Here is a 24,396-nt window from a genome sequence, read left to right on the forward strand (position 1 = left end):
TGGGCCGCGGGCCGGGCCGCGTGGGCCAGTCGGGGCCGTATCTGGGCCGCGCGGGCCAGTCGGGGCCGTATCCGGGCCGCGTGGGCCAGTCGGGGCCGCGGGCCGGGTCAGTAGCGCTGGCGGAGGAGCCGGGCGGCCTCGACCGCCCAGTAGGTGAGGATGATCTGGGCACCGGCCCGACGGATCGAGGTGAGCGACTCCATCATCGCCCGCTCCCGGTCGATCCAGCCGTTCGCGGCGGCCGCCTCGACCATCGCGTACTCGCCGGAGACCTGGTAGGCGGCGACCGGGACGTCCACCGCCGCGCGGATCGCCGACACCACGTCGAGGTACGGCAGGGCGGGCTTGACCATCACCATGTCGGCGCCCTCGGCGACGTCCAGCTCGACCTCGCGCAGCGACTCCCGCAGGTTGGCGGGGTCCTGCTGGTAGGCGCGGCGGTCGCCCTCCAGGGCCGACTCCACCGCGTCGCGGAACGGGCCGAAGAAGGCCGAGGCGTACTTGACGGCGTACGCCAGCACGGCCACGTCCTGGTGGCCCGCGGCGTCGAGCGCCCGGCGTACGACGCCGACCTGGCCGTCCATCATCCCGGACGGCCCGACCACATCGACCCCGGCGGCGGCCTGGGCGACGGCCATCTCGGCGTACGCCTCCAGCGTGGCGTCGTTGTCGACGCCGCCGTCGGGGGTGAGCAGGCCGCAGTGCCCGTGCGAGGTGAACTCGTCCAGGCAGAGGTCGCTCATCACCACGGTGGCGTCGCCCACCTCGGCGACGACGTCGCGGATCGCGACGTTGAGGATGCCGTTCGGGTCGATCCCGCCGGACCCGGTGGCGTCCCGCCGCTCCGGCACGCCGAAGAGCATGATGCCGCCGACGCCCGCCTGGACCGCCTCGGCCGCGGCCTTGCGGAGCGAGTCCCGGGAGTGCTGGAGCACCCCCGGGAGCGACGCGATCGCCCGCGGCTCCGCCAACCCCTCCTTGACGAACATCGGCACGACCAGCTCGGCCGGGTCGACGCGGGTCTCGGACACCAGCCGTCGGACGGCCGCGTTGCGGCGCAGCCGGCGGGGCCGGATCTCGGGGTACGGCATCACGGACCTCCTGCTACGACTACCGGAACCTCAGTGCGGTCGGCCCCTGCACCTTCGAGCCACGGCGCTGCTTCGCCGGCATGGCGGCGAGCTTCTCGCGCAACTCGACGGCGTAGGCGGCGAGCGCCTCCACCAGATCGGGCACCGAGGCGTGCGGCGGCTGGACGTCGACCCGCAGGCCGAACTCCGTCGCGGTCTCCGCCGTCTTGGGCCCGATCACTGCAACGACGGTACGGGCGTGCGGCTTCCCCGCGATACCCACCAGATTGCGCACTGTCGAGCTGGACGTGAAGAGCACCGCGTCGAAGCCACCCGACTTGATCGCGTCCCGGATCTCGGCGGGCGGCGGGGCGGCCCGGACCGTCCGGTAGGCGGTCACGTCGTCGACCTCCCAACCGCGCTCGGTGAGCCCGGCGGCGAGGGTCTCGGTGGCGATGTCGGCGCGCGGCAGCAGCACCCGGCCGACCGGGTCGAGGATCTCGTCGTGCGGAGAGAACTCGGCGAGCAGCCCATCGGAGGACTGCTCCCCGGACGGGATCAGCTCGGGCTGGATGCCGAACGCGCGCACGGCGTCGGCGGTCGCCTCCCCGATGCAGGCGATCTTGACGCCGCCGAAGTGCCGGGCGTCCAGGCCGTGCTCGGCGAACTTCTCCCAGACCGCGCGGACCGCGTTGACGGAGGTGAAGATCACCCAGGCGTACCGGCCGTCGACCAGGCCCTTGACCGCCCGCTCCATCTGGGCCGGGGTGCGCGGCGGCTCGACCGCGATGGTCGGCACCTCGCAGGGGATGGCCCCGTACGCGCGCAGCCGCGCGCTCATCACGCCGGCCTGCTCCTTGGTGCGGGGCACGAGGACCTTCCAGCCGTACAGCGGCCGGTTCTCCCACCAGCTCAGCTTGTCCCGCTGGCCGACGCCCTCGCCGACGGTGAGCACCACCCGGCCGGTGAAGCCGAGGGCCGCCGCGACGAACGAGTCGACGGTCGAGGTGGTGGTGTACTGCGTCTCGCCGGTGCCGTCCCCGGTCACCCCGACGCCGGTGGTGCCCTCCACCCCGGCGGCGAGCAGCCCGTCGCGGATCGCGGCGAGGTCGCCGGCGTCCACGGCCAGGGCCAGCGAGCCCCGGCCGACGGCCGCGGCCAGCGCGTCGAAGTCCAGCGAGCTGACGTCCTCGACGTCGGCCGCCGTCCGTACGCCCGGCAGCGGCACGCCCGCGTAGGTCGCCACCCCCTCGGCCTGGCCGACGCCGGGAACCACCTCGAAGTGCGCGGCGGTCCGCGCGACCGCCTGCACCTCCTTGACGACCGACTCGTGGCCGAACGGGTCGCCGGCGACCAGGTGCACCGCGTTCAGCCCGGAACGGGCCGCCGAGATCAGCACCTTCGCCACGTCACCCGGCGCGCCCTCCGCCGGAGTGAACTGGGCGTCCTCCCTGGCCTGGGCGCGCACGGCGTCGAGCAGCGACTCCGGGACTCCCCGGTCGTACACCACCTGGTCGGCGTCGACCAGGGCGTCGTGCGCCCGGCGGGTCAGCAGGCCCGGGTCGCCGGGACCGGCCCCGACGAAGGCGATGCGGCCTACGGGCTTACGGGTGCGGGTCATTCTGTGCTCCCAAATTGCTGGGTCCCCGGGCCGGCGTGTCCATCGTGGCCGAGGATCGAGTCGGCGCCGAGGTCGAGGAGTTCGGCGGCGAGTGCCTTGCCGATCTCCGCCGCGTCGGCGAGCGTTCCGGTGCGGGACAGCCGGAGGTCTCTCGTGCCGTCCGGACTGATCACCGCCCCGCGCAGATAGATCTCCTGGACGACATCGCCCTCGCCACCCGAGCCGGTTGGCTCGCCTTCGGCGACGACGGCGTAGGCGGCGACCGGTGCGGAGCATCCGGCCTCCAGGGTGGCCAGCAGCGCCCGTTCCGCGGTGACCGCGGCGTGGGACGGTGCGTGGTCGAGCACGGCGAGCAGCTCGACCAGGTCCGTGTCGTCGGCCCGGCACTCCACCGCCAGCGCGCCCTGGGCGGGCGCGGGCAGCATCAGCATCGGGTCGAGCGTCTCCGTGATCACGTCGGTCCGCCCGATCCGGGCCAGCCCGGCCCGGGCCAGGACGACCGCGTCGAGGTCGGCCTCCGGGCCGAGCACCCGCGCGACGCGGCTGTCGATGTTGCCGCGGATCGGGGTGACCTCCAGCTGCATCCCGAGGGCGTGCAGCTGGGCGATGCGGCGCAGCGCGCCCGTGCCCACGGTCGCGCCGGAGGACAGCTCGGTGAGCGTCCGGCCGTCCCGGGCGACCAGCGCGTCCCGTGGGTCCTGCCGGGTCGGCACCGCCGCGATGTGCAGCCCGGCCGCCGCCGCGGTGGGCAGGTCCTTGTAGGAGTGCACCGCGAAGTCGATGGTGCCGGCGGTCAGCGCGTCGCGCAGGGCGGAGACGAAGACGCCGACGCCCAGCCGGTGCACCGGCGCGGACGAGCGGTCGCCGGCGGTGACCACCTCGACCAGCTCGACGGGCCGGCCGGTGGCGGCGGTCAGGGCCTCGGCGACGTGGCCGGACTGGGCCATCGCCAGTTTGCTGCCCCGGGTACCGAGGCGCAGGGGCGTGCTCATCGCTCACCTCCGATGGGCGGGACGTCGGCGGAGCCCGTCGACGGTGGAATGTCGGCGAGGCCGAAGGGCGGCGGCACCTCGGCGAGGCCGAACGGCGGCGCGGCGTCGCCGGCCACGATGTCGGGAACGCCGTCGACCGGGGACGTCTGCGGCACCTGGAGGTCGAACAGCTCGCGCAGCAGGGCCGCGTACTGGTCGCCGCCGGGTTCGGCCGCGAGCTGGCGGACCCGCACGGTCGGCTGGTGCAGCAGCCGCTGCACCACGCGGTGCACGGTCCGGGCCACCTCGGCGCGCTGGTCGTCGGTGAGGTCCGGGCGGCGCTGGGCGAGCCGGCGCAGCTCGGCGCCGACCACGTCGTCGGCGCGGCCACGCAGGGCGGCCACCGTGGGCGCCACGTCGGCGCCGCGCAGCCAGGTGAGGAAGGCGTCGACCTCGCCGACCACGATCCGCTCGACGGCGGCGGCGTCGGCGGCGGCGGGGCCGTCGGCGAGCAGCGCCGCCATCCGGTCGATGTCGATCATCTCGACGCCGGGCAGCTCGGCGACGCCGGCCTCCACGTCGCGCGGCACGGCCAGGTCGAGCAGGACCAGCGGCCCCCGGCCGGGGTCGCGCGCGGCGAGCGCCCGGGTCACCACCTCACGGGTGAGGACCGCTTCGGCGGCCGCGGTGGCGGCCACTACGATGTCCACTGTGGAGAGAACGGTGGTCAGCTCCGCCATGGGTGACGCGCTGGCCCCGTACGCCTCGGCCAGCCGGACGGCCCGGTCGGCGCCCCGGTTGGTGACGGTGAGCGGCCCGGCGCCCAGCCGGGACAGCGTGGCGACGCCCAGCGACCCCATCGCGCCCGCGCCGACCACCAGGGCGGGACGGCCGGCGAGGTCGCCGTCGAGGTGCCCGGCGGCCAGCTCCAGCGCGGCGGTCACCACGCTCTGGCCGGCCCGGTCGATCCCGGTCTCCGCGTGGGCCCGCTTGCCGACCCGCAGCGCCTGCTGCATCAGCTCGTGCAGCAGCCGCCCGGCGGTGTCGGCCCCGGTCGCGGAATGGTAGGCGTCCCGGAGCTGGCCGAGGATCTGCGCCTCGCCGACCACCATCGAGTCGAGCCCGGCGGCGACCCGGAAGACGTGGTCCACGGCGGCGGCGTCGAAGTGCACGTAGAGGTGGTTGGCGAGCGCCGCGGGCTGGCAGCCGGCCTGCTCGGCCAGCACCGCGCAGATGTCGCCGAGGCCGCCGTGGAAACCGGACACGGCGGCGTAGACCTCCACCCGGTTGCAGGTGGAGACGAGCACGGCCTCGGTCACGTACGGCTGGGCGACCAGCCGGTCCAGGGTGCGGGTGAGGTCCGCGGGGCCGACCGCGAGCTGCTCCAGCGTGGCGACGGGAGCGGTGCGGTAGGACGCGCCGACGACGAGCAGTTTCACGTGCCGATCGCCTCCTGCGGGTCGGTGACGGCGAGCCCCCCGGGCAGGGCGGTGAGGGCGGACCCACCGGTGGCGGGGAGCGCGGTCAGTGATGCCTTGCGGTGCTCGTGGAAGGACAGGATCTGCAGCTCGATGGCGAGGTCGACCTTGCGCACGTCGACCCCCTCCGGGACCGAGAGTACGCACGGGGCGAAGTTCAGGATGCTCGTCACACCCACGGCCACGAGCTGGTCCGCTACCGCCTGGGCGGCCGGGGCGGGGGTGGCGATCACGCCGATGGCGATGGCCTCCTCGACGGCGACCCGGGGCAGCTCGTCGATGTGCCGGACGACCAGCCCGTTGATCTCCTCGCCGACCCGGCCGGGGTCGGCGTCGAAGAGGGCGGCGATCCGGAAGCCGCGGCTGGCGAAGCCGTCGTAGCCGGCGAGGGCGTGACCGAGATTACCCACGCCGACCAGGGCGACGGCCCGCCGCTGGGTGAGCCCGAGCACGAACTCGATCTGCTCGATCAGCAGCGCCACGTCGTAGCCGACGCCACGGGTGCCGTACGAGCCGAGGTGCGAGAGGTCCTTGCGGAGTTTCGCGGAGTTCACGCCGGCGGCGCTGGCCAGCCCCTCGCTGGACACGGTCTCGTGGCCGGTTTCGGCGAGGTTGTGCAGGGCACGGAGGTATTCCGGGAGCCGCGCGACGGTCGCCTCCGGCAGATCCGGGAGCGCCGGTACGGCACCGGCGCGGCCGGGCGCGCCAGGGTGACGGTGCTGACTCATGAGACTCCGTGCGGTGCGATCCTCGGCCAGCTCCAGCGGCCGGCCGTTTCGGGATCCCCGCTGGCGACCGAGATTGCCGGCTGTGCTAGCAGGGCGCGTCGGAACTACAGAGTAGGCGCTTGTGAAGGCGTGCACAAATCGCGATCTTGAAAGCTCGCGACGCGGCTTCACCAGCCCCTCCATTCCGCAAGATCGATCCGGCGACCGCCTCCGGCCGCCGCCCGACCTCCGGGCGACGCCGATGGTGCTGGCCGCGCCGATTATTGCTCAATTACGACTTCTCTGACCAATGGCGCGACCATGGCTCGCCCACGATCCGGTCACGGCGGCCCACGGTCCGCCCACGATCCGGTCACGGTAGGGCCAGCCCTACGCCGGAGAGAAGGGCCGACGGGATGGGTCGGTCCCCCCGCGCTGCCTAGCCTCGTGGCATGACCGCCGTACCCGTCGCCGCCGACCCGCCCGTCCCGGTGCCGACCATCTCCCGACAGCTCCTGCTGGACTCCGGCTACGTGCTGCTGGGACTCCCGCTGGCCCTGGCCAGCTTCGTCGTCCTGCTGGTCGGCCTGGCGGCCGGGCTCGGGCTGGTCGTGACGGTGATCGGCCTGCCGATCCTCAGCGGCACCCTCTACGCCGCCCGGGGCCTCGCCGACATCGAGCGGCTCCGCCTCCCCGCTGTGCTGCACCAGGCCCGGATCCGCCCCCAGTACCGGCTCCCCGAGCCCGGGGCGAGCGCCTGGCGGCGGATCTTCGTGCCGATGGGGGACGCGCAGTCGTGGCTCGACCTGGCGCACGGCATCCTCAAGCTGATCGTGGCCATCCTCACCTTCGTGGTCACGCTGGTCTGGTGGGCCGGCGCCGTCGCCGGCACCCTCTACTGGGCGTACGACTGGGCGCTGCCGCACGGCGACCCGGAGGACGTCGGCCTCCCCCAGCTCCTCGGTCTGGGCGACTCGACCGTCGCCCGGATCGGGCTGCACACCGCGATCGGGGTGTTCTTCCTGATCACCCTGCCGATCGTGGCCCGGGGCTGCGCGCTGCTCCAGGCCAGCTTCGGCCGGGCCCTGCTCACCGGCGTGGCCGAGATGCGCAACCGGATCACCGTGCTGGAGGAGCAGAAGCGGGCCGCCGTCTCCGCCGAGGCGAGCGCGCTGCGCCGGCTGGAGCGGGACATCCACGACGGCCCGCAGCAGCGCCTGGTCCGGCTCGCGATGGATCTCAGCCGGGCCCGCCAGCAGCTCGCCACCGACCCGGCGGCCGCCGGCCGCACCCTGGACGAGGCGGTCACCCAGACCCGGGAGACGCTCGCCGAGCTGCGCGCCCTGTCCCGGGGCATCGCGCCGCCGATCCTGGTCGACCGGGGACTGCCCAGTGCCCTGGCCGCGCTGGCCGGACGCGGCCTGATCCCGATCGAGCTGCGGGTGGACCCGGAGCTGGCCAGCCCGGACGGCCGGCTGGACCCGGCGGTGGAGAGTACCGCCTACTTCGTGGTGTCCGAGGCGCTGACCAACGTCGCCAAGCACAGCCGGGCGACCGAGTGCCAGGTCACCGTGGCCCGGCACGACGGGCGGCTGGAGGTCGACGTCGACGACGACGGACAGGGCGGCGCGCACCTGGCGAAGGGTCACGGGCTGGTCGGCATCGCCGACCGGGTCCGCGCCGCCGGCGGCCGGCTCTCCGTGGTCAGCCCGGCCGGTGGGCCCACCAAGATCCGCGCGGAGCTCCCGCTGTGAGCCGTACGTGGTAGACAACAGGACATGCGGATCGTGATCGCGGACGACGCGGTGCTGCTCCGGGAGGGGCTGGTACGGCTGCTCTCCGAGCGCGGGCACGAGGTGGTGGCCGCCGTGGCCGACGGCGAGGCGCTGGTGGTGGCGGTGGTGGCCCACCGGCCGGACGTGTCGATCGTCGACGTCCGGATGCCGCCGTCGCACACCGACGAAGGGCTGCGCGCGGCGGTGGAGGCCCGCCGGCTGGTGCCCCGCACCCCGATCCTGGTCCTCTCCCAGTACGTCGAGGTGTCGTACGCCGACGACCTGCTCGCCACCACCGGCGGCGGCGGGGGCGGGATCGGCTACCTGCTCAAGGACCGGGTGGCCGCGATCGACGAGTTCCTCGACGCGCTGGACCGGGTGGCCGCCGGCGGGACGGTGCTCGACCCCGAGGTGGTCGGCCAGCTCTTCGCCCGGCGCCGGCGTGACGACCCGCTGCGCGAGCTCACCCCGCGCGAACGCGAGGTGCTCGCGTTGATGGCCGAGGGCCGCTCCAACACGGCGATCGCGAAGACCCTGGTGGTCACCGACGGCGCCGTCGAGAAGCACGTCCGGAACATCTTCACCAAGCTCCAGCTCCCGCCCGACACGGAGCAGCACCGCCGGGTCCTGGCCGTGCTGGCCTACCTGCGCAACTGACCGCCGGCCCGGTCAGGGCAGCGTGGCCGCCAGGCGCACGGCCTCGCTGAGGGTGTCGGCGACCGGGTGGCCGGAGGCGCGCAGCCGCGCCGGGTCGGTGAACCCGCCGGTGTAGAGGACGGCGCGGCCCCCCACCGCCTCGGCGGCGTCGGCGTCGTCGACGGAGTCCCCGATCAGCACCACGTCCCGGCCGTCGACGCCCAGCTCCGTCAGGTGCCCCCGCAGCGACTCGGCCTTGCGGTCCCCGCCGACGCTCGCCCGCAGCCCGTCCACCCGGACGAAGCGCCCGGTGAGGCCGTACGTGTGCACGGTCGGCACCAGCTCCTCGTGGAACCACATGGACAGCAGGGACTGGCTGCCCGGCCAGGCCGCCATCGCGTCGGTGGCGTCGTGCGCCAACTCACAGGTCGTCAGCCCGGTGCGGTACGCGTCGTGGAAGATCCGGTCCAGCCGGCCGAACGCGTCGTCGTCGACCGCCCGGCCGAGCACCTCGGCGTAGTAGTCGGCGATCGGCCGGCGGAACCGCACCCGGTGCTCGTCGGTGGTCACGGCGGGCCCGCCGACGCTGGCGAAGGCGACGTTGGTGGAGGCGACCACCAGGCTCAGGTCGTTGAGCAGGGTGCCGTTCCAGTCCCACACCAGGTGGTGGCGCGCAGGGGTCATCGGAGCACCCTAACGCCTGGCGCTACAGCTGCGGCGTGGTCAGGTCGCGCAGCAGCCGCTCCTCCTCCACCCGCCAGTAGCCGTGCTCCTTGCCGTCGAGCAGCACCACGGGCAGCCGGTCGCCGTACTCGCGTTCCAGCTCGATGTCGTCGGTGACGTCCTTCTCGGTCCACCGGTCCCCGGTGACCGCCACCACCCGGTCCAGCGCCGCCCTCGCCTCGTCGCAGAGGTGGCAGCCGGGGCGGGTGATCAGGGTGAGTCGGGGCTCACGCATCGCTCTCCTCCGTCGTGCTGGTGCCGGCCGGGGCCGGCGGGCGGGTCTCCGGCGACGCCGCCGGGGACGGCACCGGGGCCGTCGGGGGCGACCCCGGCCGGAGCAGGGTCTTGCGCACCTTGCCGATCACCGAGTGCGGCAACTCGTCGACGAACTCGACGGCGGTCGGGCACTTGAACCGGGCCAGGTTGCGGGCGCAGTGGGCGAGCAGTTCCGCACCGGTCACCGGACGCCCCGGTGCCGGCACCACGTACGCCCGCACAGTCTCGCCGGTCCGCGGGTGCGGCACACCCAGTACCGCCGACTCGGCCACCCCCGGGTGCGCGGAGAGCACCAGCTCGACCTCGTGCGGGTACACGTTGAAGCCGTTGACCAGGATCAGCTCGCCGATCCGGTCCACCAGGAAGAGGTCGCCGTCGGAGTCGGCGTACGCCACGTCGCCGGTGGCCCACCAGCCGTCGGCGTCCGGGCCGCCCCGGCCGTCCGGCCAGTAGCCGGCGAAGACGTTCGCCCCGCGCACCACGACCTGGCCCGGGTCGGTGCCCGGCGTGACGTCGGAGAGGTCCAGCTCGTCGGCGTCGGCGTCGGCGTCCGACTCGGCCACGCCGTCGCGCCACAGGTCGGCCCCGTCCGCGCCGACCAGGCGCAGCTCGACGCCGGGCAGCGGGCGGCCGATCGAGCCGGCCTTCGGTTCCCCGCCGACCAGGGTGGAGGTCAGCACCGGCGCGGTCTCGGTCAGCCCGTAACCGACGTGCACCGGGCGACCGGCGACCTCGGCGAAGCGCGCCGCGACGGCCGGCTCCAGCGGCGCTGCGCCGCAGACCACGACCCGGACCGACGCCATCGCCGCGGCGATGGCGGCGGCGTCCGCCGTGGACCAGGCGGCCACCATCGACGGTACGCCGACCAGCACGGTGACCCGGTGCCGGGCGATCTCGGCCAGCCCCGCGTCGGGGCCCAGGTCGTCGACGAGCACCCCGGTCGCGCCATGGTGGACGACCGCGCCGAGCCCCGCGTTCAGCCCGTACGCGTGGAACAGCGGCAGCGCCAGCAGCACGGTGTCGTCCGGCCCGACGACGGCCGGGTCGATGCGGCCGACCTGCTCGTGGTTGGCCGCCAGCGCCCGGTACGTCAGCATCGCGCCCTTCGGCCGCCCCTCGGTGCCGGACGTGTAGAGCAGCAGCGCCAGGTCGTCGCCGCCCCGCTCGGGGAACGGGTGGCCCGCGTCGGCCACCGGCGGCGCGGTGTGCACGGCGAGGAGCGCGGGCAGGTCCCCGGCGACGCCGGCGGCCAGGTCGCGCACCCGCTCGGTGCCGATCAGCACCGAGGCGCCGGAGTCGGCCAGCACGTGCCGCAGCTCGGGGGCGGTGAGGCCGGGGTTGACCGGCACCGCGACCAGCCCGGCGCGCAGCGCGGCCAGGCAGCTGACCACGAAGTCCGGCGAGTTGCCGAGCGCGACGGCGATCCGGGGCGGGTGCCGGTCGGCGGCGGTGGTGCCCGGCGTCGGGCGGGGCCCGGCGGGCGCCCCGGTCAGGGCCGCCAGGGCGTGGGCCGTGGCCGTCACCGAGGCGTCCAGTTCGGACCAGGTCGTGGTCCGCTCGCGCCAGTGCAGCGCGGGTCGGTCGCCGTGGGCGGCGGCGGCCCGGTGGAGCCGCTCGACGAGGGTCGAGGCGGGGCTGTCGGTTGCGTCCTGCACGGTGGCTGAGTCTGGCACAGCGCGGGGCCTGGGGGCCATGCCCGCGGAAGGCCGACGTGGACGTCGCCGGCCGGCGGGAACGGCGGCCCGGGGAGTCCCGTGCACGGGACTACCGGCGTGCGCGGACGGGACGGAACCGGTCCCGTCCACAGGACACGCCGGACGCACCGGGTGTGCCGGACGGTCCTGACCCGACACCCGCGACGCCGCCCCGCCCCGGCACCGCCACGCGCACGCTGACCTGGAATTACATTCGCGTCCACGCCGTAATCCGAAAGTCAACCGCACACGACGGACAACCGGTCCGCCAGGTGTGCGACGCGACGGGAAATACTTCCGCCCTGTGTAACGGACTTGCCACGCGTGGGTGACGTTGGCCCTATCATCACTCGGGTCGGCTCACCCCATTTGCCGTGAGTCGACACCCCTCAGCCCGAGGAGGCCCCCGTGCCTGTGAGCGCATTGGACCAGCACCTCAAGGGGATCTGCCGCCCGTCGGCACACCCCGAGCCAGCCCTGCCCGGCCGTGCCGGCCGGGCAACTACGGCGACGCGTCGACCGGCGCGGTCGGCCGGTGGGACGGAGGCGGCGCGGTGACCACCTTCGGATACGCGGAACGGCCGGCCGGCCTGACCAACCCGGCCGTCCGCGGCGCGGTCAACGAACGGCCCGCCGCCCGCGGCCCGCTGGACGACACGGGCAGCCTCGCCGTCCGGGGAGAGGGCGCGTCGAGCCGGACCCGCAGCCGGCCGCACCAGAACGAACCGCCGCCCCGCACCGCGACACCGGGCGGCAACGCGAAGCCGGCCGGCGGCCGGGTCGCGGTCCCCGCCCGGCCCACCATGCCGGCGCAGGGCCGCCGCACCACGGAGCCCGCCAAGGCGCCCGACGAGTCGGGCGCGGAGACGGCGGTACTCCCGGCCGTGCCGGCCGCCGCCGCGCCGGCCCCCGCCGCGCCGGTCAACACCTCGACGGGCTTCCCCAGCCGCCCGGACCCGTCCGACCCGGCCACCGAGGTCTGGGGGCTGGTCGAGCGGGCCCAGGCCGGCGAGTCCGAGGCGTTCGGGCTGATCTACGACCGGTACGTCGACACCGTGTTCCGGTTCGTCTACTTCCGGGTGGGCAACCGCCAGCTCGCCGAGGACCTCACCTCCGACACCTTCCTGCGCGCCCTCAAGCGGATCGGCAGCTTCACCTGGCAGGGGCGCGACCTGGGCGCCTGGCTGGTCACGATCGCCCGGAACCTGGTGGCGGACCACTTCAAGTCCGGCCGCTACCGGCTGGAGGTCACCACCGGGGACGTGCTGGACGCCGACCGCGAGGATCGGGGCCCGGAGGGCAGCCCGGAGGCGGCGGTCGTCGAGCACATCACCAACGTGGCCCTGCTCAGCGCCGTCAAGCAGCTCAACCCGGAGCAGCAGGAGTGCATCGTGCTCCGCTTCCTGCAGGGCTTCTCCGTGGCCGAGACGGCCCGCGCGATGGGCAAGAACGAGGGCGCGATCAAGGCGCTCCAGTACCGCGCGGTGCGCGCCCTGGCCCGACTGCTGCCGGACGGCTTCCAACCGTAGGCCCGTGCAGGAGACTGCCGCGCATCGATCGATGTGCGCGCAGGCCAGTGGCGTTGTGCCCCCGTGACGGCGATCACTTTCCGTGATTTCGCCTCCGCCGGCCCCGTAACCCATGTCCGGTCCGGACCGTTTCTCCGGGTGCGACCGGTGGTAGCCCCGGCATCCCCCGGGCCCCCGAGGTCCGGCAGTGCGGCCGGCCACGACCTTCGTCCGTGGTGTCACGCCGTCACCGGTCGCTGTCGATGACAGCGGCCGACCGGCCGCGACCAGCGAGAGGAGGTGCCCGCGGTGGACAGCAACCTCTTCTCCCGTCGGCGCGCGGAGCGCTTCGCGCAGCTTCTCGACGAGGCCAACGGGGGCCGGCGACACCACGTCCGGTCCCGGGCCGACGACCAGTTGGCCGCGCTCGTCGCGGTGGGTCAGCGGCTGCCCGCGGCCCCGCCCGCCGTGGAGGTGGACCCGGAGTTCCGCACCGGACTGCGGGCCATGCTGCTGGCCACGGCCGAGCGCGAGGGCATCGGCGCCCCGGCCGCCGCCACGACCGAGCCGTCGTCCCGGCGCTCCGCCGCCGACGCCGGCCGCAACCGGCTGCTGCCGGCGGTGACCGCCCGCCGGGCCCGCGCCCGCGGCGCCGTCCTGGTCGGCATCGCGGCCGGCGCCGTCGCCCTCTCGGGCATCTCGGCCGCCAGCGAGAACGCCGTCCCCGGCGACGCGTTGTACGGCATGAAGCGCTCCACCGAACGCGCCCAGCTCGCGCTGGCCAGCTCGGACGTCAGCCGGGGCCAGCTGTTCCTGGACTTCGCCCGCACCCGGCTCGCCGAGGCGGCCGCCCTGCGCGGCGACGAGGACGGCTTCAGCGCGGTGCTGGACGACATGGACGCCGACACCCGTCAGGGCGTACGCCTGCTGACCACCTCCGCGACGCAGCGTTCCGACCCGGCGGCGCTGGACGCGGTCAACTCCTTCCTCACCGGTCAGCGCCGGGCGGTCGGCGGGCTCCTCGACGACGCCAGCCGGGCCGAGCGCGACCGGATCCGCCGCTCCCTCGCCCTGCTCGACGCGGTCCGCAAGCGCTCCGACGCGCTGCGCGCGGCGATCGCCTGCGGCCTGCCCGCACCCGCCGGCAGCGACGCCCTCGGCCCGGCCCCGGCTGCCTGCCCCGGCGACCGCTGACCACCTCGACCGAGTCCGGCGGGGACGTCCGCGCCACACTTCACCCCTCGGGCGGCCGTCCGTCACCCGCGCCCGGCTACCCTCGCCGGAGGCACACGTCGCGCCGGTGAGCGGAGGGAGGTCGCGTGGCCCGCAGCCGCAAGGTGACCGTCAGCACCGACGCCCACGGTCACACCGCCGGCTGGGCGGAGACCGACCTCGCGCCCCTGGCTCCCCCGGAGCCCGATCCGACCGCGGCGGCCTTCTTCGACGTCGACAACACGATGATGCGGGGCGCGTCGATCTACTGGTTCGCCCGGGGCCTCGCCGCGCGCAACTACTTCACCACCACCGACCTGGCCCGGTTCGCCTGGCAGCAGCTGCGGTTCCGATTGCTCGCCACCGAGCACGCCGGAGACATGTCGCAGGCCAAGGAGGCCGCCCTCGCCTTCGTCGAGGGCTGGCGGGTGGGCGACGTGGAGCGCCTCGCGGAGGAGATCTTCGACGAGCTGATGGCGCCCCGGATCTGGGCCGGCACCCGCCAGCTGGCCCAGCGGCACCTGGACGCCGGCGAGCGGGTCTGGCTGGTCAGCGCCGCGCCGGTGGAGATCGGCCGGGTGATCGCCGCGCGACTGGGCCTGACCGGCGCGGTGGGCACGGTCGCCGAGATCGTCGACGGCGCGTACACCGGCCGGCTGGTCGGCGACCTGATGCACGGCCCGGCCAAGGCGGAGGCGGTCACCCAGCTCGCCGCGGTCGAAGGGCTGGACCTGCGCCGCTGCACCGCCTACAGCGACTCGTGCAACGACCTGCCGATGCTCTCCATGGTGGGCCGGGGTGTGGCGGTGAACCCGGACGCCGCCCTGTTCAGGGAGGCCCGGCAGCGCGGCTGGGACGTCCGCGACTTCCGCACCGGCCGCCGCGCCGTCAAGATCGCCGTGCCGTCCACCGCGGCGGCCGGCCTGGTCGCCGGGGCGGTCGGCGCCGGGCTGGCGCTGCACCGTCGCCGCCGCGACGGCTGACGCCACCGCCCGCCCGCGCCCCTAGGGACCGAACGGGTCCGGACGCCGCTCCAGCAGCTGGTGCAGGGTCTGCTGGATGGTCTCCCGCACCTGGTCGGCGAGGTTGAACACGACCAGCGGGTCGTCGGCGGAGTCCGTCAGGTGCGCGGTGGGGATCGGCGGGCAGAACTCGATCAGCCACTTGCTCGGCAGCGGCACCATGCCGAGCGGCCCCAGCAGGGGGAAGGTCGGCGTGACCGGGAAGTAGGGCAGCTTGAGCAGGCGCGCCAGAGGCTTGATGTCGGCGAGCATCGGATAGATCTCCTCGCCGCCGACGATGGCGACCGGCACGATCGGGGTGCCGGTGCGCAGCGCCGCCGAGACGAACCCGCCCCGGCCGAAGCGTTGCAGCTTGTAGCGCTCGGAGTAGAGCTTGCCGATGCCCTTGAAGCCCTCGGGGAAGACGCCGACCAGCTCGCCGTTGCCGAGCAGCCGCTCGGCGTCCGGGTTGCAGGCGACCGTCCCGCCGGTCTTGCGGGCGATCTCGGAGACCACCGGCATCCGGAAGACCAGGTCGGCGCCGAGCAGCCGCAGGTAGCGGCGGGCCGGGTGCTGGTCGTGCAGCGCGGCCGAGAGGATCAGCGCGTCCAGCGCCACGGTGCCGGAGTGGTTGCCGACCACCAGGCCGGCGCCCTCGGCGGGCACGTGCTCCAGGCCGGTGACCTCGGTGCGGAACCAGTCCCGGTAGAGCATCCGCAGCAGCGGGTGGAAGACCGCCTCGGTGATCTCCGGATCGAAGCCGAACTCGTCGACCTCGTATTCGCCGGAGAGCCGCCGACGCAGGAACGCCAGGCCCCTGGCGACCTTGCGGTCCCAGTGGTCGCCGGGCCGGTCCGGCACCGCCGGCTTGTTCGGACCCGCGCCGCCCGGCGCCCGGTCCGCCACGGCGGCCGGCGCGTCGGTGGCCCCGGTGTCGGGCGGGTCGAGGGCGGCCGGCTCGTCGAGGGCGGCCGGCGCTTCGTCCGCGACCAGCTCGTCGGTGGCGAACGTGTCGGGCTCGTCGGGCGTGGCGCGGTGGTGTCCGTTGGCCCGCGCCGGCTCCGCGTCCGGTGCGGCCACGGTCAGCGGTACGTCGTAGCGGCCGTCGCGCCGCTCCTCCGGGCCGGTCACGAGCCCTCCCGCACGGCCGCCCGGACCTGCCGGATCCCGTCCTGCACGAGCTGCTCCGCGACGGCCAGCTGGTCCCGGTGCACCACGACCCCGCCGTGGTGGGCGCGGATGAAGTCGTCGAAGGCGGCGGCGGTGGAGCGGGGCGTGAAGCCGTACTCCCGCTCCAGCCGGCTGGTGTCGACGACCCGCCCGTGCACGAAGAGGTCGACCTGGTCCAGGCCGTAGCGGCCGAAGCCGAGGTTGCGGGCGATCGCGGCGGCGCTGGAGAGGCCGGGCTCCAGCACCGGCACGGCGACCCGGCCGGCCCGGCGGATCGCCTGCGACAGGGAGAGCACCCCGGGCCCGGCCACGTTGTACGTCCCCGGATGGTCCTCGACGATCGACCGGTGCAGCACCTCCAGCGCGTCGTCGAAGTGCAGGAACTGCAACCGGGGGTCACGCCCGAACACGGTGGGCACGACCGGCCGGGAGAAGTAGCGGGTGAGGGTGGTGTCGGCGGTCGAGCCGATGAACGGCGCGAAGCGCAGCACGGTCGCGGTGACGTCGGACCGGCGGCGGCGGAAGCCGCGGACGTACCCCTCGATGTCGAGGATGTCGCGGCCGAATCCCCCGCGCGGCACCTCGCGCGGCTCGGTCTCCTCGGTGAAGACGGCCGGGTCGCGGAACGACGCCCCGTAGGCGGCGGTCGACGAGCGGACCACGAGCTTGCGCAGGCGGGGGGCGCGCTGGCAGGCGGCGAGGAGCTGCATCGTGCCGATGACGTTCTGGTCCTTCATCGCCGAGCGACCGCCGTGCTGCGGGTCCGGCGAGGTGACCAGTGCGAGGTGGACCACCGCGTCGACGTCGAGATCGGCGAGGAGGCCGCCGAGCGAGCCGGGGTCGATGCGCACGCGCTCGACCCGGTCGAGCAGGTCGGCGACCTCCGCGCCGGGCTCGGGCTGGTCCACGCCGATGACCCGCTCGATGCGGGGATCGGCGGCGAGCCGAGCGGCGACGTGCGCGCCGAGGTAGCGGCTGACCCCGGTGACGACGACCACCCCCGGGGCACCTGGGGTGCCACCGGGGGTCATGTCGCGCACCTCCCTCGGCAGGTGGGATCGAGCCGGGACATCCGCGGCGTGATCACCTGAGCCTCCGAGGGTCGACAGTTGGCAAGTGACGACGGGAGCCGGGCCGGAACCCGGCCCCGGTCACTTGCCGAGACGGCGACGCTGGACGCGGGTCTTGCGCAGCAGCTTGCGGTGCTTCTTCTTAGCCATGCGCTTGCGGCGCTTCTTGACCACCGAGCCCATACGAAAGCCTTTCGATGCAACGTGCGGGGCGACCGGATGACGCCACAACGTGGCGTCGGCGACCGCTTGCGGACAACGGACCGGACCAGCGGGGTAAGCGGCAGGGCGCACCTGCGGTCACGGTCGGGGTCCAGGGTAGCCGGAGAGCGTCAGCAGGACCAACGCGCCCCCGTCGATGCCCGTTACGTCGTGCTCGAGGGGCGGTCCGCGGGAGGGTCAGGCGGTCTCCTGAAAGGCGCCCCGCAGGTATTCGTGCACCGCGTGTTCGGGCACCCGGAACGACCGGCCGACCCGCACCGCGGTGAGCTCACCGCTGTGCACCAGGCGGTAGACCGTCATCTTCGACACCCGCATCACCGTCGCCACCTCGGCGACGGTGAGGAACTTGACCTCCGACAGCCGTCCGTCGGACTGCGACCCGGCCATGGCTCACCGACCAATCCCATGCCCGGCGCGTGCCACCGGACGGGTTCGTCCCGCCCGGACCGGCGACGCGCGTGTTACCAGTACGGTAGCGGGACGGCTGTGACCGGCGCGATCCCTTCGTACAACTGATCATGATTCTCGCCGGTGTCCACCCGACCGGTCGGTTCGTTGTCGAACCTGTTGCGCGCGGCGTCCGGTCGGTCCTCGTCCGGGCGCTGCCGTCCCCGTGCCGCCCGGTCCCCAGGCGGTCGAACCGCTGCCCGGCACCCCGGACGCCACCCGCCCCGCCACGATCGGATCGGGGGGCCGCCCGCCGAGCGGAAGGCGCCCGGTGGCTCCGGCGGCGCCACCGGAGCCACCGGGCGGGTGCCCCGGGCCGCTTCCGGACGCGGACCGGGGCTCCGCGCTGGGAGCGGGCACCAGTGTGTCAGGTCGGCCGGCGCGGCCCGACAGCGGTCGATCATGATTGCCGCGACCGCCCCGGACGGCGCCGCTCGGATCCCTCAGCCGACCACGGCGCGGACGTGTCGGACGCACTCGTCGTGCAGGGCGGACCAGGGTTCGCCGAGGACCCGCTCGGCCGCCCGGTCCAGCGGCGTGCGCTCGTGCACCACGGCCGCGAAGAAGGCGAGCAGCCGCTCCGGGCCGAACCGGTCGACCAGATGCCGTACCGCCAGGTAGGAGATGCCGTAGCTGCCGCTGACCCGGTCGGCCGGGGCGTCGTCGGCCGGGCTGAGGCTGTCGAGACGGCCGTCCCAGCCGCCGCCGAGCAGGCGCCGCACCTCGGCCAGCCCGGCGTACCGGTCGATCGGCTCGCCGTCGGCGCCCGCGTACTCGGCCAGCCCCTCGACCAGCCACCAGGTGCCCTTGCCCGGGTAACCCCGCTCGGGCAGGGACGCGGCGTGGGTCAGCTCGTGCCGGAGCAGGTCGTCCACCCCGCTGGCGGCGAGCCCGTCGGCGTTCAGCACCACCTCGTGGTGGCCGCCGCCGACCGTGACCGCGTACCCGCCCGTCCACTTCGGCCGGCCGCCGCCGTACCAGCGCTGCCACTCGCCCCGGCCTGCGTAGAAGATCCGGTACCGGTCCGGCGTGCGGCCGTCCACGGCGTACGTGTCGGCGATCCGGGCGGCGGCCTCCGCCTGGGCGAGCAGGCCGGGCAGTTTCCTGCGCAGGGCGGGAGTGGTGGCCACGAGCGTACGCGGGCCGACGGCCACGGCCAGCTCGCTGACCTCCCAGGGCCGGGTGCCGGTCTCGGCGGACCGGGACGGTTCCACGGCGAGCAGCCGGGGCCGCTCCCCCTCGCGCCAGCGGGTGCCGGTCAGCACCCGGCTGGTGCGGCAGCCCGGCGTGACGAAGCAGTAGCGGAACTCGACCAGCAGCCGCCATTCGCCGGGCCGGCCCTCGACCGGGGTGGGCAGGCCGGTCGCGCCGGCCTGCCAGGCGGTCACCCGCAGCGCGCGCAGCGCGGCGTACCGGCGGCGCAGGTCCGGGTGCGCGGCCGGCTCCGCGACCGCCAGGAACCCGGCGCGGTCCCCGCCGAGCAGGGCGGCGGACTGCCGGACCAGTTCCGCCGTCATGCGCTCACCGAGCCGGCGGGCGGCCGCGGCGGCGGGGTCGTCGGGTGCGTCGGCGGACGGCCCCGGGGCCGGCGGGTCGCCGGCCCGCACCAGCCCGGTCAGCAGCGCCGCGGGCAGGCCACAGGCCAGCAGCAGCACGACCGCCGCCAGCACCACCCCGAGCGGCCGGAGCCGCCGCGACGGTCGCGCGGGGCCCGCGGCCGCCGGAACGGGCCCGACGGGCCCGGTCCCGGCCGCCGCGACAACCGGTGCGCCGGGAGCCGCCGGTCCGCCGGCGGCAGCAGTCGGTACGGGCGGCGCGCTCACGACGGCCGGCGCGGGCGGCACGGCGGGCTCGGCTCTCTCGGCGGGCTCGACCTCGGCAGTGAGTCCCGCCCGGTCAGCGGGCTCGGCCTCGTCAGCCGGGTCGGCGGCGTCAGCCGGGTCGGCCTCGACAGTGGGCTCGGCCCGGTCGGGCGGCTCGTCCTTTGCTGTGGCGGTGGCCGGCGTGCCGTCCGTCACCGGTCGGCCGTCCGTGCCGGGCTGCCCGTCAGTCACCCGCCGAAGGGTACGACCATCGGGCCGCCCCGGCGACCACGGCCCGGCGAGCCACGCCGCCCGGCAAACCCCGGGTGGTTCAGGCGGGGCGGCCCGTCAGGCGGAGCAGGGTGACGGTGACCGCCCACGCCACGACGAGCGCGACCCCGGCCAGTGGCAGTCCGCGCAGGGCGAGCATCCCGCCGCCCGCCACGAACCAGGCGGCCTGGAACGCGTGCTTGCCGGCCGGCGGCAGCGGCACGCGGGCCTTCGGCGAGCCGAGGACGCCCCAGAGCGCGGCGAGCAGCAGTGGCACGGCGACGGCGGCGGCCACCCGCACGGGCGGCGCCGCGTCCAGGGTCCAGCCCCACCAGGCGCCGGCGGCCAGGACGGCCAGCTCCAGCAGGAAGAGCAGCAGCAGGCCCAGGGCCTTCACGGGTGTCGCCAGGACCGGAACGCGCCGTCCAGCGCGGCGACCAGGCTGTCGAAGGAGGCGTCGACGGCGCGGGGCAGGCCGAACCCGCCGGCCGCCTCCAGCGAGACGAACCCGTGCAGGGTGCTGCGCAGCATCCGGGTCGCGTCGAGGGCGTCGTCGCCGTCGAGCCCGTAGCCCCGCAGGGTGGCCCGGATCGCCCCGACGGCCCGCTCCCCCGCGGCGACGTGCTCCGGGTCGGTCGGGTCGGGCACCCGCTGGCTGGCCGGGTAGCGGCCGGGGTGCCGGTGGGCGTACGCCCGGTAGGCGGCGGCGACGGCCCGCAGCGCCTCCCCGCCGGCCCGGCCCGCGACGGCGGCGGTCAGCTCGTCGGCGAGCTCGGCGGTGGCCAGCGCGGAGAGCTTCTGGGCGAGCGCGTCGGCGCCCCGGACGTGCTTGTAGAGGCTGGGCAGCGCGACGCCGAGCCGGCCGGCCAGCGCGGCGAGGGTGAGCTGGTCGGCCCCGACCTCGTCGGCGAGCCGGGCCGCCTCGCGCACCACGCTCCGCTGGTTGAGCCCGACCCTAGGCACCGGTGACCGCCAGGAACTCGGTGAGCTGGGCGGCGGTGCGGGCCGGCTGGTCGGCGTGGGGGTAGTGGCCGGAGTCGTCGATCATCCGCGCCTCGGCGGTGGTGAAGAGCCGGCGGGCCGCCCGCGCCCCGGCGCCCGGGTCGGGGAAGTCCGGGTCCTTCGTGCCCATCAGCACCAGCACCGGCTGCCGGACCTCGCGGGCGCGGGCGGTCCAGTGCGGCTCGGCCGGCGCGAGCACGCCGCGCATCGCCGCCATCCGGCCGGGTTCGCGCAGGTTGGCGACCATCGCCCTGCGGTACGCCGCGTCGTCGGCCGGCCGGTCGCACGGGAAGAGCGTGCGATGGAACAGCCCGAAGATCCGGGGGCTGCGCAGCACGGCGGTCTGGACCACCCGCGTGACCGGGTTGAGCTTCGGCTCCTCGACGAACGGGGCGACCTGGACGATGCCGTTGACCAGGGCGGGGGCGTCGGCGGCGGCGAAGACCACGGCCGCCGCGCTGGACGAGCTGCCGACCAGGGTGGCCGGCCCGCCGCCCAGGTCGCGGACCACCGCGAGCAGGTCGGCGCCGACCTCCGCCGGGGTGTACGACGGCCAGCCGGCGCTGGACGCGCCGTGCCCCCGGACGTCCACCGACGCCACCCGGTGCCCGGCCGCGACGAGCAGCGGGACCAGATGGCGGAAGGAGCCACGGTTCTCGCCCACACCGTGCGAGAGGACGACGAGCGGCCCCCGCCCGTGCGCCTCGTAGGCGATCCGTCCGCCGTCCCGCTCCACGTAGCTAACAGTCATAACCTGAAAGCTAATCCAATTAGCCAACGCCGTCAAGGGCTCGACCTCACGCCGGCTTCAGGTCGCACGATCCACTCATGCCGCTCACCCCCGCCGCCGCCCCGCACCTGCGCATCGCCCGGCCGAGCCGCGACCTGGCAGCCGCCGAACGCTTCTGGGTCGACGGGCTCGGCCTCGACGTGCTCTGGCGCTCCGCCGCCGAGGCGCCGGGCGAGCACGACCTGCTCATGGTCGGCCGGCCGGGCGACCACTGGCACCTGGAACTCGTCGGCGGGGAGCAGCTCGCCGTGACGCCGGCGCCGACTCCTGTGGACCTGCTGGTGCTCTACCTCGACGGCCCCGTCGAAGACCAGTTGGTCCGGGAACTGGAACGGGCCGGCGGGACGAGGGTCTCCGCCGGCCCGTACTGGGACCGCTGGGGGGTGACGGTGGCCGATCCGGACGGCTACCGCCTGGTGCTGAGCACCCGGGGCTGGTCGAACGGCTGACTCACTTCTTCGAGACCACGGCCCGGCCGAAGAACACCAGGTTGGCGGGGCGCTCGGCGAGCCGGCGCATCAGGTAGCCGTACCAGTCCTCGCCGTAGGGCAGGTAGGTCCGCACGGTGTAGCCCTCGCCGGCCAGCCGGGCCTGCTCCTCCGGGCGGATGCCGTAGAGCATCTGGAACTCGAACCGCTCCGGGCCGCGGTCGAACCAGCGGGCCCGGTCCTCCCCGATCGCGATCAGGCGGGGGTCGTGGGTGGCCAGCATCGGGTAGCCGTCGCCGGACATCAGGATGTTCATGCAGCGTACGTAGGACTTGTCGACCTCGCGCGCGGACTGGTAGGCCACCGACTCCGGCTCCTTGTACGCGCCCTTGCACAGCCGCACCCGGGAGCCGGCCGTGGCCAGCTCGCGGCAGTCCGACTCCGTCCGCCGCAGGTACGCCTGGAGCACGGCGCCGGTCGACGGGTGGTCCTTGCGCAGCTTGGCGAGGATGTCCAGGGTCGAGTCGGTGGTGGTGTGGTCCTCCATGTCCAGGGTGACCGTGGTGCCCGCCTCCTCGGCGGCGGCGCAGATCGCCCGCGCGTTGTCGTAGGCGAGCTGCTCGTCGAACATCTGGCCGAGCGCCGACAGCTTGACGCTCACCTCGGCGGCCGGGGTGAGCCCCGCCCCGGAGAGCAGCTTCAGCAGCCCGACGTACTCGTCGCGGGTGGCGGTGGCCTGCTCGGGGGTGACGGTGTCCTCGCCGAGATTGTCGATGGTGACCGCGAGACCGTCGTCGACGAGTTCGCGGGTCGCGCGCAACGCGTCGTCGGTCTTGGCGCCGGCGACGAACCGGCGGACGAGGTCCCGGGTGAACGGGGCCGTCGCGACGAGCCGCTCGACCTGGGATGACCGGGACGCGGCGAGGATGACGGTACGGAGCATGGATCGAGCCTAACGCCCGCCGGTGGCCCCGCGCGGGGCAGCGGCGCAGCCTCGGTGGTCAGGTCCCAACCGCATCACAGGCACCCCCCGCGGGCGGACGACGGTGGCCCCCATCGGTTACAACCATGGACGTGGAACAACGCCCCCGCCGCCGACTCCGGTCGGCCTCCGTGCAGCTCGGCGCGCTCACCGTCCTCGCGCTCACCCTCTCCGGCTGCAACATGTCCTCGGACGACGACGATGACGACTGCGCCCTCGGCCCGGTGGGCGGCGGCGAGACGGTGGCCCTGGCGCTGCGCGCGCCCACGGTGACCGCCGGGCGCAGCGCGCCCGAGCCCGCCGCCGCGGCGGTGCCCGACCGGGGCGGCTTCGGCACCCACCTCGCCTCCTGCGGCGGCTGAGGTGCGCCGGGAGTCGGTCACCCCCCGGCCGGACTGGGACGCCACCATCCGCTCCCAGGGCCTGGTGTACGTCGACACCGAGCTGCCCGACGGCGGCATCATGTCGTACTGGGACGAGACCGCCGCGTACGCGTTCGAGCTGGACGAGGTGCTGCGGCTGGAGGAGGCGACCGAGGAGCTGCACCGGATGTCGGTCGCCGCCGCCGAACACGTCGTCGCGCGCCACCGCTACGCCGAGTTCGGCATCCCGGCCTGGGCGGCCGAGGCGGTGGCCCGGTCGCTGCGCGAGGCGCCGCCCACCCTCTACGGGCGCTTCGACCTCGCCTACGACGGCAGCTGGCCGCCCAAGCTGCTGGAGTACAACGCCGACACCCCGACCGCGCTGGTCGAGGCGAGCATCGTCCAGTGGTACTGGCTGGAGCACACCCGGCCGGAGCTGGACCAGTGGAACAGCCTGCACGAGCGCCTCGTCGGCGCGTGGGCGAAGATCGGCGCGGGGCTGCACGACCGCCGGGTGCACGTGGTCTGGTCGAACGAGGAGGAGTCGGGCGAGGACCACATGACCGCCGGCTACCTCGCCGAGACCGCCCGCCAGGCCGGGCTGGAGGTCACGCTCCAGCCGATCCAGGAACTCGGCTGGGACGGCCGGCGCTTCGTCGACGCGGCCGACCAGCCGGTCACCACCTGCTTCAAGCTCTACCCCTGGGAGTGGATGCTCGCCGAGCCGTACGGGCCGCTGGCGCTGGAGCCGGGCACCCCGACGACCTGGATCGAACCGGCGTGGAAGCTGCTGCTGTCGAACAAGGCGCTGCTCGCCGTGCTCTGGGAGCTCTATCCCGGGCACGAGCTGCTGCTGCCGGCGTACCTCGACTCGCCGCGCGGCATGCCGGAGTACGTGGCCAAGCCGCTGCTCGGCCGGGAGGGCGGCTCGGTGCGGATCGTCACCGGCGACACCGAGATCACCAACCCGGGGATCTACGGCGACGAGGGCTGGTGCTACCAGGAGTTCCGGGCGCTGCCGGAGTTCGCCGGCAACCGGCTGGTGCTGGGCAGCTGGATCGTCGACGGCGAGTCGGCCGGGGTGGGGCTGCGGGAGAGCGCGAGCCTCATCACCGACGGCTACGCGCGGTTCCTGCCGCACTACATCGACGCGCCACGGGCCCCCTGAGTCGTCTACGG

At 74.9% G+C, this 24,396-nt stretch carries 25 protein-coding genes and 1 pseudogene; 8 read left to right on the forward strand and 18 right to left on the reverse strand.

Going from position 1 to position 24,396, the window contains the following annotated elements; genetic code table 11:
• Positions 1-107: 107 nt before the first annotated feature.
• The 5 genes from hemB to ACSNN9_RS09460 are packed head-to-tail and all read right to left on the reverse strand — an operon-like array spanning position 108 to position 5,868.
• Positions 108-1,091, reverse strand: coding sequence for a porphobilinogen synthase (gene hemB / locus ACSNN9_RS09440; RefSeq protein ID WP_436672577.1), 984 nt, complete (start codon positions 1,089-1,091; stop codon positions 108-110).
• 19 nt (positions 1,092-1,110) lie between these two features.
• Positions 1,111-2,691, reverse strand: coding sequence for a uroporphyrinogen-III synthase (locus ACSNN9_RS09445; protein ID WP_436672579.1), 1,581 nt, complete (start codon positions 2,689-2,691; stop codon positions 1,111-1,113).
• A complete protein-coding gene (gene hemC, locus ACSNN9_RS09450; RefSeq protein WP_436672580.1) occupies positions 2,688-3,683 on the reverse strand; it encodes a hydroxymethylbilane synthase in 996 nt (331 codons plus the stop codon). The genes ACSNN9_RS09445 and hemC overlap by 4 nt, the downstream gene beginning before the upstream one ends.
• The gene (locus tag ACSNN9_RS09455) at positions 3,680-5,101 is read right to left on the reverse strand and encodes a glutamyl-tRNA reductase (RefSeq protein WP_436672583.1); all 1,422 of its coding nucleotides are present in this window, start codon (positions 5,099-5,101) and stop codon (positions 3,680-3,682) included. The genes hemC and ACSNN9_RS09455 overlap by 4 nt, the downstream gene beginning before the upstream one ends.
• On the reverse strand, positions 5,098-5,868 hold the full coding sequence (locus tag ACSNN9_RS09460; RefSeq protein ID WP_357877913.1) for a redox-sensing transcriptional repressor Rex: 771 nt from the start codon (positions 5,866-5,868) through the stop codon (positions 5,098-5,100). The genes ACSNN9_RS09455 and ACSNN9_RS09460 overlap by 4 nt, the downstream gene beginning before the upstream one ends.
• Before the next feature lie 431 nt (positions 5,869-6,299).
• On the opposite strand from ACSNN9_RS09460, the gene ACSNN9_RS09465 reads away from it, so the two are divergent.
• Together ACSNN9_RS09465 and ACSNN9_RS09470 are read left to right on the forward strand one after the other, a co-directional pair.
• A complete protein-coding gene (locus ACSNN9_RS09465; RefSeq protein ID WP_436672585.1) occupies positions 6,300-7,601 on the forward strand; it encodes a sensor histidine kinase in 1,302 nt (433 codons plus the stop codon).
• Positions 7,602-7,625: 24 nt separating this feature from the next.
• Positions 7,626-8,279, forward strand: coding sequence for a LuxR C-terminal-related transcriptional regulator (locus ACSNN9_RS09470; protein ID WP_436672586.1), 654 nt, complete (start codon positions 7,626-7,628; stop codon positions 8,277-8,279).
• A 12-nt stretch (positions 8,280-8,291) separates the two neighbouring features.
• Here the strand turns inward: ACSNN9_RS09470 and ACSNN9_RS09475 are convergent, their stop codons facing one another.
• Genes ACSNN9_RS09475 through ACSNN9_RS09485 form a run of 3 tightly spaced genes read right to left on the reverse strand, consistent with a single transcriptional unit; the run spans position 8,292 to position 10,951 of the window.
• On the reverse strand, positions 8,292-8,942 hold the full coding sequence (locus tag ACSNN9_RS09475; RefSeq protein WP_436672587.1) for an HAD family hydrolase: 651 nt from the start codon (positions 8,940-8,942) through the stop codon (positions 8,292-8,294).
• 22 nt (positions 8,943-8,964) lie between these two features.
• A complete protein-coding gene (locus ACSNN9_RS09480) occupies positions 8,965-9,216 on the reverse strand; it encodes a glutaredoxin family protein (RefSeq protein WP_436672589.1) in 252 nt (83 codons plus the stop codon).
• Positions 9,209-10,951 (reverse strand): AMP-binding protein, encoded by a 1,743-nt coding sequence (locus tag ACSNN9_RS09485; protein ID WP_436672590.1) that lies wholly within the window; start codon positions 10,949-10,951, stop codon positions 9,209-9,211. The genes ACSNN9_RS09480 and ACSNN9_RS09485 overlap by 8 nt, the downstream gene beginning before the upstream one ends.
• Before the next feature lie 554 nt (positions 10,952-11,505).
• Between ACSNN9_RS09485 and ACSNN9_RS09490 the strand changes: the two genes are divergently transcribed.
• From ACSNN9_RS09490 to ACSNN9_RS09500, 3 genes are all read left to right on the forward strand, one after another.
• Positions 11,506-12,480 (forward strand): ECF subfamily RNA polymerase sigma factor, BldN family, encoded by a 975-nt coding sequence (locus ACSNN9_RS09490; protein ID WP_436672592.1) that lies wholly within the window; start codon positions 11,506-11,508, stop codon positions 12,478-12,480.
• Between the two features lie 288 nt (positions 12,481-12,768).
• Positions 12,769-13,653: a DUF5667 domain-containing protein gene (locus ACSNN9_RS09495; protein WP_436672594.1), complete on the forward strand. Its 885-nt coding sequence runs from the start codon at positions 12,769-12,771 to the stop codon at positions 13,651-13,653.
• 125 nt (positions 13,654-13,778) lie between these two features.
• Complete coding sequence (locus tag ACSNN9_RS09500; RefSeq protein ID WP_436672596.1) at positions 13,779-14,654, forward strand: HAD family hydrolase; 876 nt, start codon at positions 13,779-13,781, stop codon at positions 14,652-14,654.
• Between the two features lie 21 nt (positions 14,655-14,675).
• On the opposite strand, the gene ACSNN9_RS09505 is transcribed toward ACSNN9_RS09500, so the two are convergent.
• The 9 genes and pseudogenes from ACSNN9_RS09505 to ACSNN9_RS09545 all read right to left on the reverse strand — a co-directional run bounded on the left by ACSNN9_RS09505 (position 14,676) and on the right by ACSNN9_RS09545 (position 21,406).
• The gene (locus ACSNN9_RS09505; protein ID WP_436672636.1) at positions 14,676-15,578 is read right to left on the reverse strand and encodes a lysophospholipid acyltransferase family protein; all 903 of its coding nucleotides are present in this window, start codon (positions 15,576-15,578) and stop codon (positions 14,676-14,678) included.
• Positions 15,579-15,799: 221 nt separating this feature from the next.
• Positions 15,800-16,873, reverse strand: a complete 1,074-nt coding sequence (locus ACSNN9_RS09510) for an NAD-dependent epimerase/dehydratase family protein (protein ID WP_436672598.1) — start codon at positions 16,871-16,873, stop codon at positions 15,800-15,802.
• A 120-nt stretch (positions 16,874-16,993) separates the two neighbouring features.
• Entirely contained in the window at positions 16,994-17,095 is a 102-nt protein-coding gene (locus tag ACSNN9_RS09515; RefSeq protein ID WP_007465623.1) for a 30S ribosomal protein bS22, read from the reverse strand.
• A gap of 216 nt (positions 17,096-17,311) precedes the next feature.
• Positions 17,312-17,521 (reverse strand): helix-turn-helix domain-containing protein, encoded by a 210-nt coding sequence (locus tag ACSNN9_RS09520; protein ID WP_007465625.1) that lies wholly within the window; start codon positions 17,519-17,521, stop codon positions 17,312-17,314.
• A gap of 300 nt (positions 17,522-17,821) precedes the next feature.
• Positions 17,822-17,992: pseudogene (locus ACSNN9_RS09525) on the reverse strand (ABC transporter ATP-binding protein); the annotation flags it as partial.
• 32 nt (positions 17,993-18,024) lie between these two features.
• A complete protein-coding gene (locus ACSNN9_RS09530; protein WP_436672602.1) occupies positions 18,025-19,635 on the reverse strand; it encodes a hypothetical protein in 1,611 nt (536 codons plus the stop codon).
• Positions 19,636-19,714: 79 nt separating this feature from the next.
• Positions 19,715-20,050, reverse strand: coding sequence for a DUF2568 domain-containing protein (locus ACSNN9_RS09535; RefSeq protein ID WP_436672603.1), 336 nt, complete (start codon positions 20,048-20,050; stop codon positions 19,715-19,717).
• Positions 20,047-20,616: a TetR/AcrR family transcriptional regulator gene (locus tag ACSNN9_RS09540; RefSeq protein WP_436672605.1), complete on the reverse strand. Its 570-nt coding sequence runs from the start codon at positions 20,614-20,616 to the stop codon at positions 20,047-20,049. Before ACSNN9_RS09540 ends, ACSNN9_RS09535 begins: the two co-directional genes overlap by 4 nt.
• Positions 20,609-21,406, reverse strand: a complete 798-nt coding sequence (locus tag ACSNN9_RS09545; protein ID WP_436672608.1) for an alpha/beta fold hydrolase — start codon at positions 21,404-21,406, stop codon at positions 20,609-20,611. The genes ACSNN9_RS09540 and ACSNN9_RS09545 overlap by 8 nt, the downstream gene beginning before the upstream one ends.
• Positions 21,407-21,483: 77 nt before the next feature.
• Between ACSNN9_RS09545 and ACSNN9_RS09550 the strand changes: the two genes are divergently transcribed.
• Entirely contained in the window at positions 21,484-21,894 is a 411-nt protein-coding gene (locus tag ACSNN9_RS09550) for a VOC family protein (RefSeq protein WP_436672610.1), read from the forward strand.
• A 1-nt stretch (position 21,895) separates the two neighbouring features.
• Here the strand turns inward: ACSNN9_RS09550 and ACSNN9_RS09555 are convergent, their stop codons facing one another.
• Positions 21,896-22,816 (reverse strand): proline dehydrogenase family protein, encoded by a 921-nt coding sequence (locus ACSNN9_RS09555; protein ID WP_436672611.1) that lies wholly within the window; start codon positions 22,814-22,816, stop codon positions 21,896-21,898.
• Positions 22,817-22,947: 131 nt separating this feature from the next.
• Between ACSNN9_RS09555 and ACSNN9_RS09560 the strand changes: the two genes are divergently transcribed.
• Positions 22,948-23,217, forward strand: a complete 270-nt coding sequence (locus tag ACSNN9_RS09560; RefSeq protein ID WP_436672613.1) for a hypothetical protein — start codon at positions 22,948-22,950, stop codon at positions 23,215-23,217.
• Between the two features lies 1 nt (position 23,218).
• Positions 23,219-24,385 carry a glutathionylspermidine synthase family protein gene (locus ACSNN9_RS09565; protein WP_436672614.1) on the forward strand — a complete coding sequence of 389 codons (1,167 nt, stop codon included), beginning with the start codon at positions 23,219-23,221 and terminating at the stop codon, positions 24,383-24,385.
• The last annotated feature ends 11 nt before the right edge of the window (positions 24,386-24,396 follow it).

The sequence above is a fragment of the Micromonospora sp. URMC 107 genome (assembly GCF_051386315.1).
GTDB lineage: Bacteria > Actinomycetota > Actinomycetes > Mycobacteriales > Micromonosporaceae > Micromonospora.

What these genes read in the sequence shown, in the direction of transcription:
- hemB (WP_436672577.1), bottom strand. Translation starts at nt 1,091, where the DNA reads ATGCCGTACCCCGAGATCCGGCCCCGCCGGCTGCGCCGCAACGCGGCC.
- ACSNN9_RS09445 (WP_436672579.1), bottom strand. Translation starts at nt 2,691, where the DNA reads ATGACCCGCACCCGTAAGCCCGTAGGCCGCATCGCCTTCGTCGGGGCC.
- hemC (WP_436672580.1), bottom strand. Translation starts at nt 3,683, where the DNA reads ATGAGCACGCCCCTGCGCCTCGGTACCCGGGGCAGCAAACTGGCGATG.
- ACSNN9_RS09460 (WP_357877913.1), bottom strand. Translation starts at nt 5,868, where the DNA reads ATGAGTCAGCACCGTCACCCTGGCGCGCCCGGCCGCGCCGGTGCCGTA.
- ACSNN9_RS09465 (WP_436672585.1), top strand. Translation starts at nt 6,300, where the DNA reads ATGACCGCCGTACCCGTCGCCGCCGACCCGCCCGTCCCGGTGCCGACC.
- ACSNN9_RS09470 (WP_436672586.1), top strand. Translation starts at nt 7,626, where the DNA reads ATGCGGATCGTGATCGCGGACGACGCGGTGCTGCTCCGGGAGGGGCTG.
- ACSNN9_RS09475 (WP_436672587.1), bottom strand. Translation starts at nt 8,942, where the DNA reads ATGACCCCTGCGCGCCACCACCTGGTGTGGGACTGGAACGGCACCCTG.
- ACSNN9_RS09480 (WP_436672589.1), bottom strand. Translation starts at nt 9,216, where the DNA reads ATGCGTGAGCCCCGACTCACCCTGATCACCCGCCCCGGCTGCCACCTC.
- ACSNN9_RS09485 (WP_436672590.1), bottom strand. Translation starts at nt 10,951, where the DNA reads ATGGCCCCCAGGCCCCGCGCTGTGCCAGACTCAGCCACCGTGCAGGAC.
- ACSNN9_RS09510 (WP_436672598.1), bottom strand. Translation starts at nt 16,873, where the DNA reads ATGACCCCCGGTGGCACCCCAGGTGCCCCGGGGGTGGTCGTCGTCACC.
- ACSNN9_RS09515 (WP_007465623.1), bottom strand. Translation starts at nt 17,095, where the DNA reads ATGGGCTCGGTGGTCAAGAAGCGCCGCAAGCGCATGGCTAAGAAGAAG.
- ACSNN9_RS09520 (WP_007465625.1), bottom strand. Translation starts at nt 17,521, where the DNA reads ATGGCCGGGTCGCAGTCCGACGGACGGCTGTCGGAGGTCAAGTTCCTC.
- ACSNN9_RS09545 (WP_436672608.1), bottom strand. Translation starts at nt 21,406, where the DNA reads ATGACTGTTAGCTACGTGGAGCGGGACGGCGGACGGATCGCCTACGAG.
- ACSNN9_RS09550 (WP_436672610.1), top strand. Translation starts at nt 21,484, where the DNA reads ATGCCGCTCACCCCCGCCGCCGCCCCGCACCTGCGCATCGCCCGGCCG.
- ACSNN9_RS09555 (WP_436672611.1), bottom strand. Translation starts at nt 22,816, where the DNA reads ATGCTCCGTACCGTCATCCTCGCCGCGTCCCGGTCATCCCAGGTCGAG.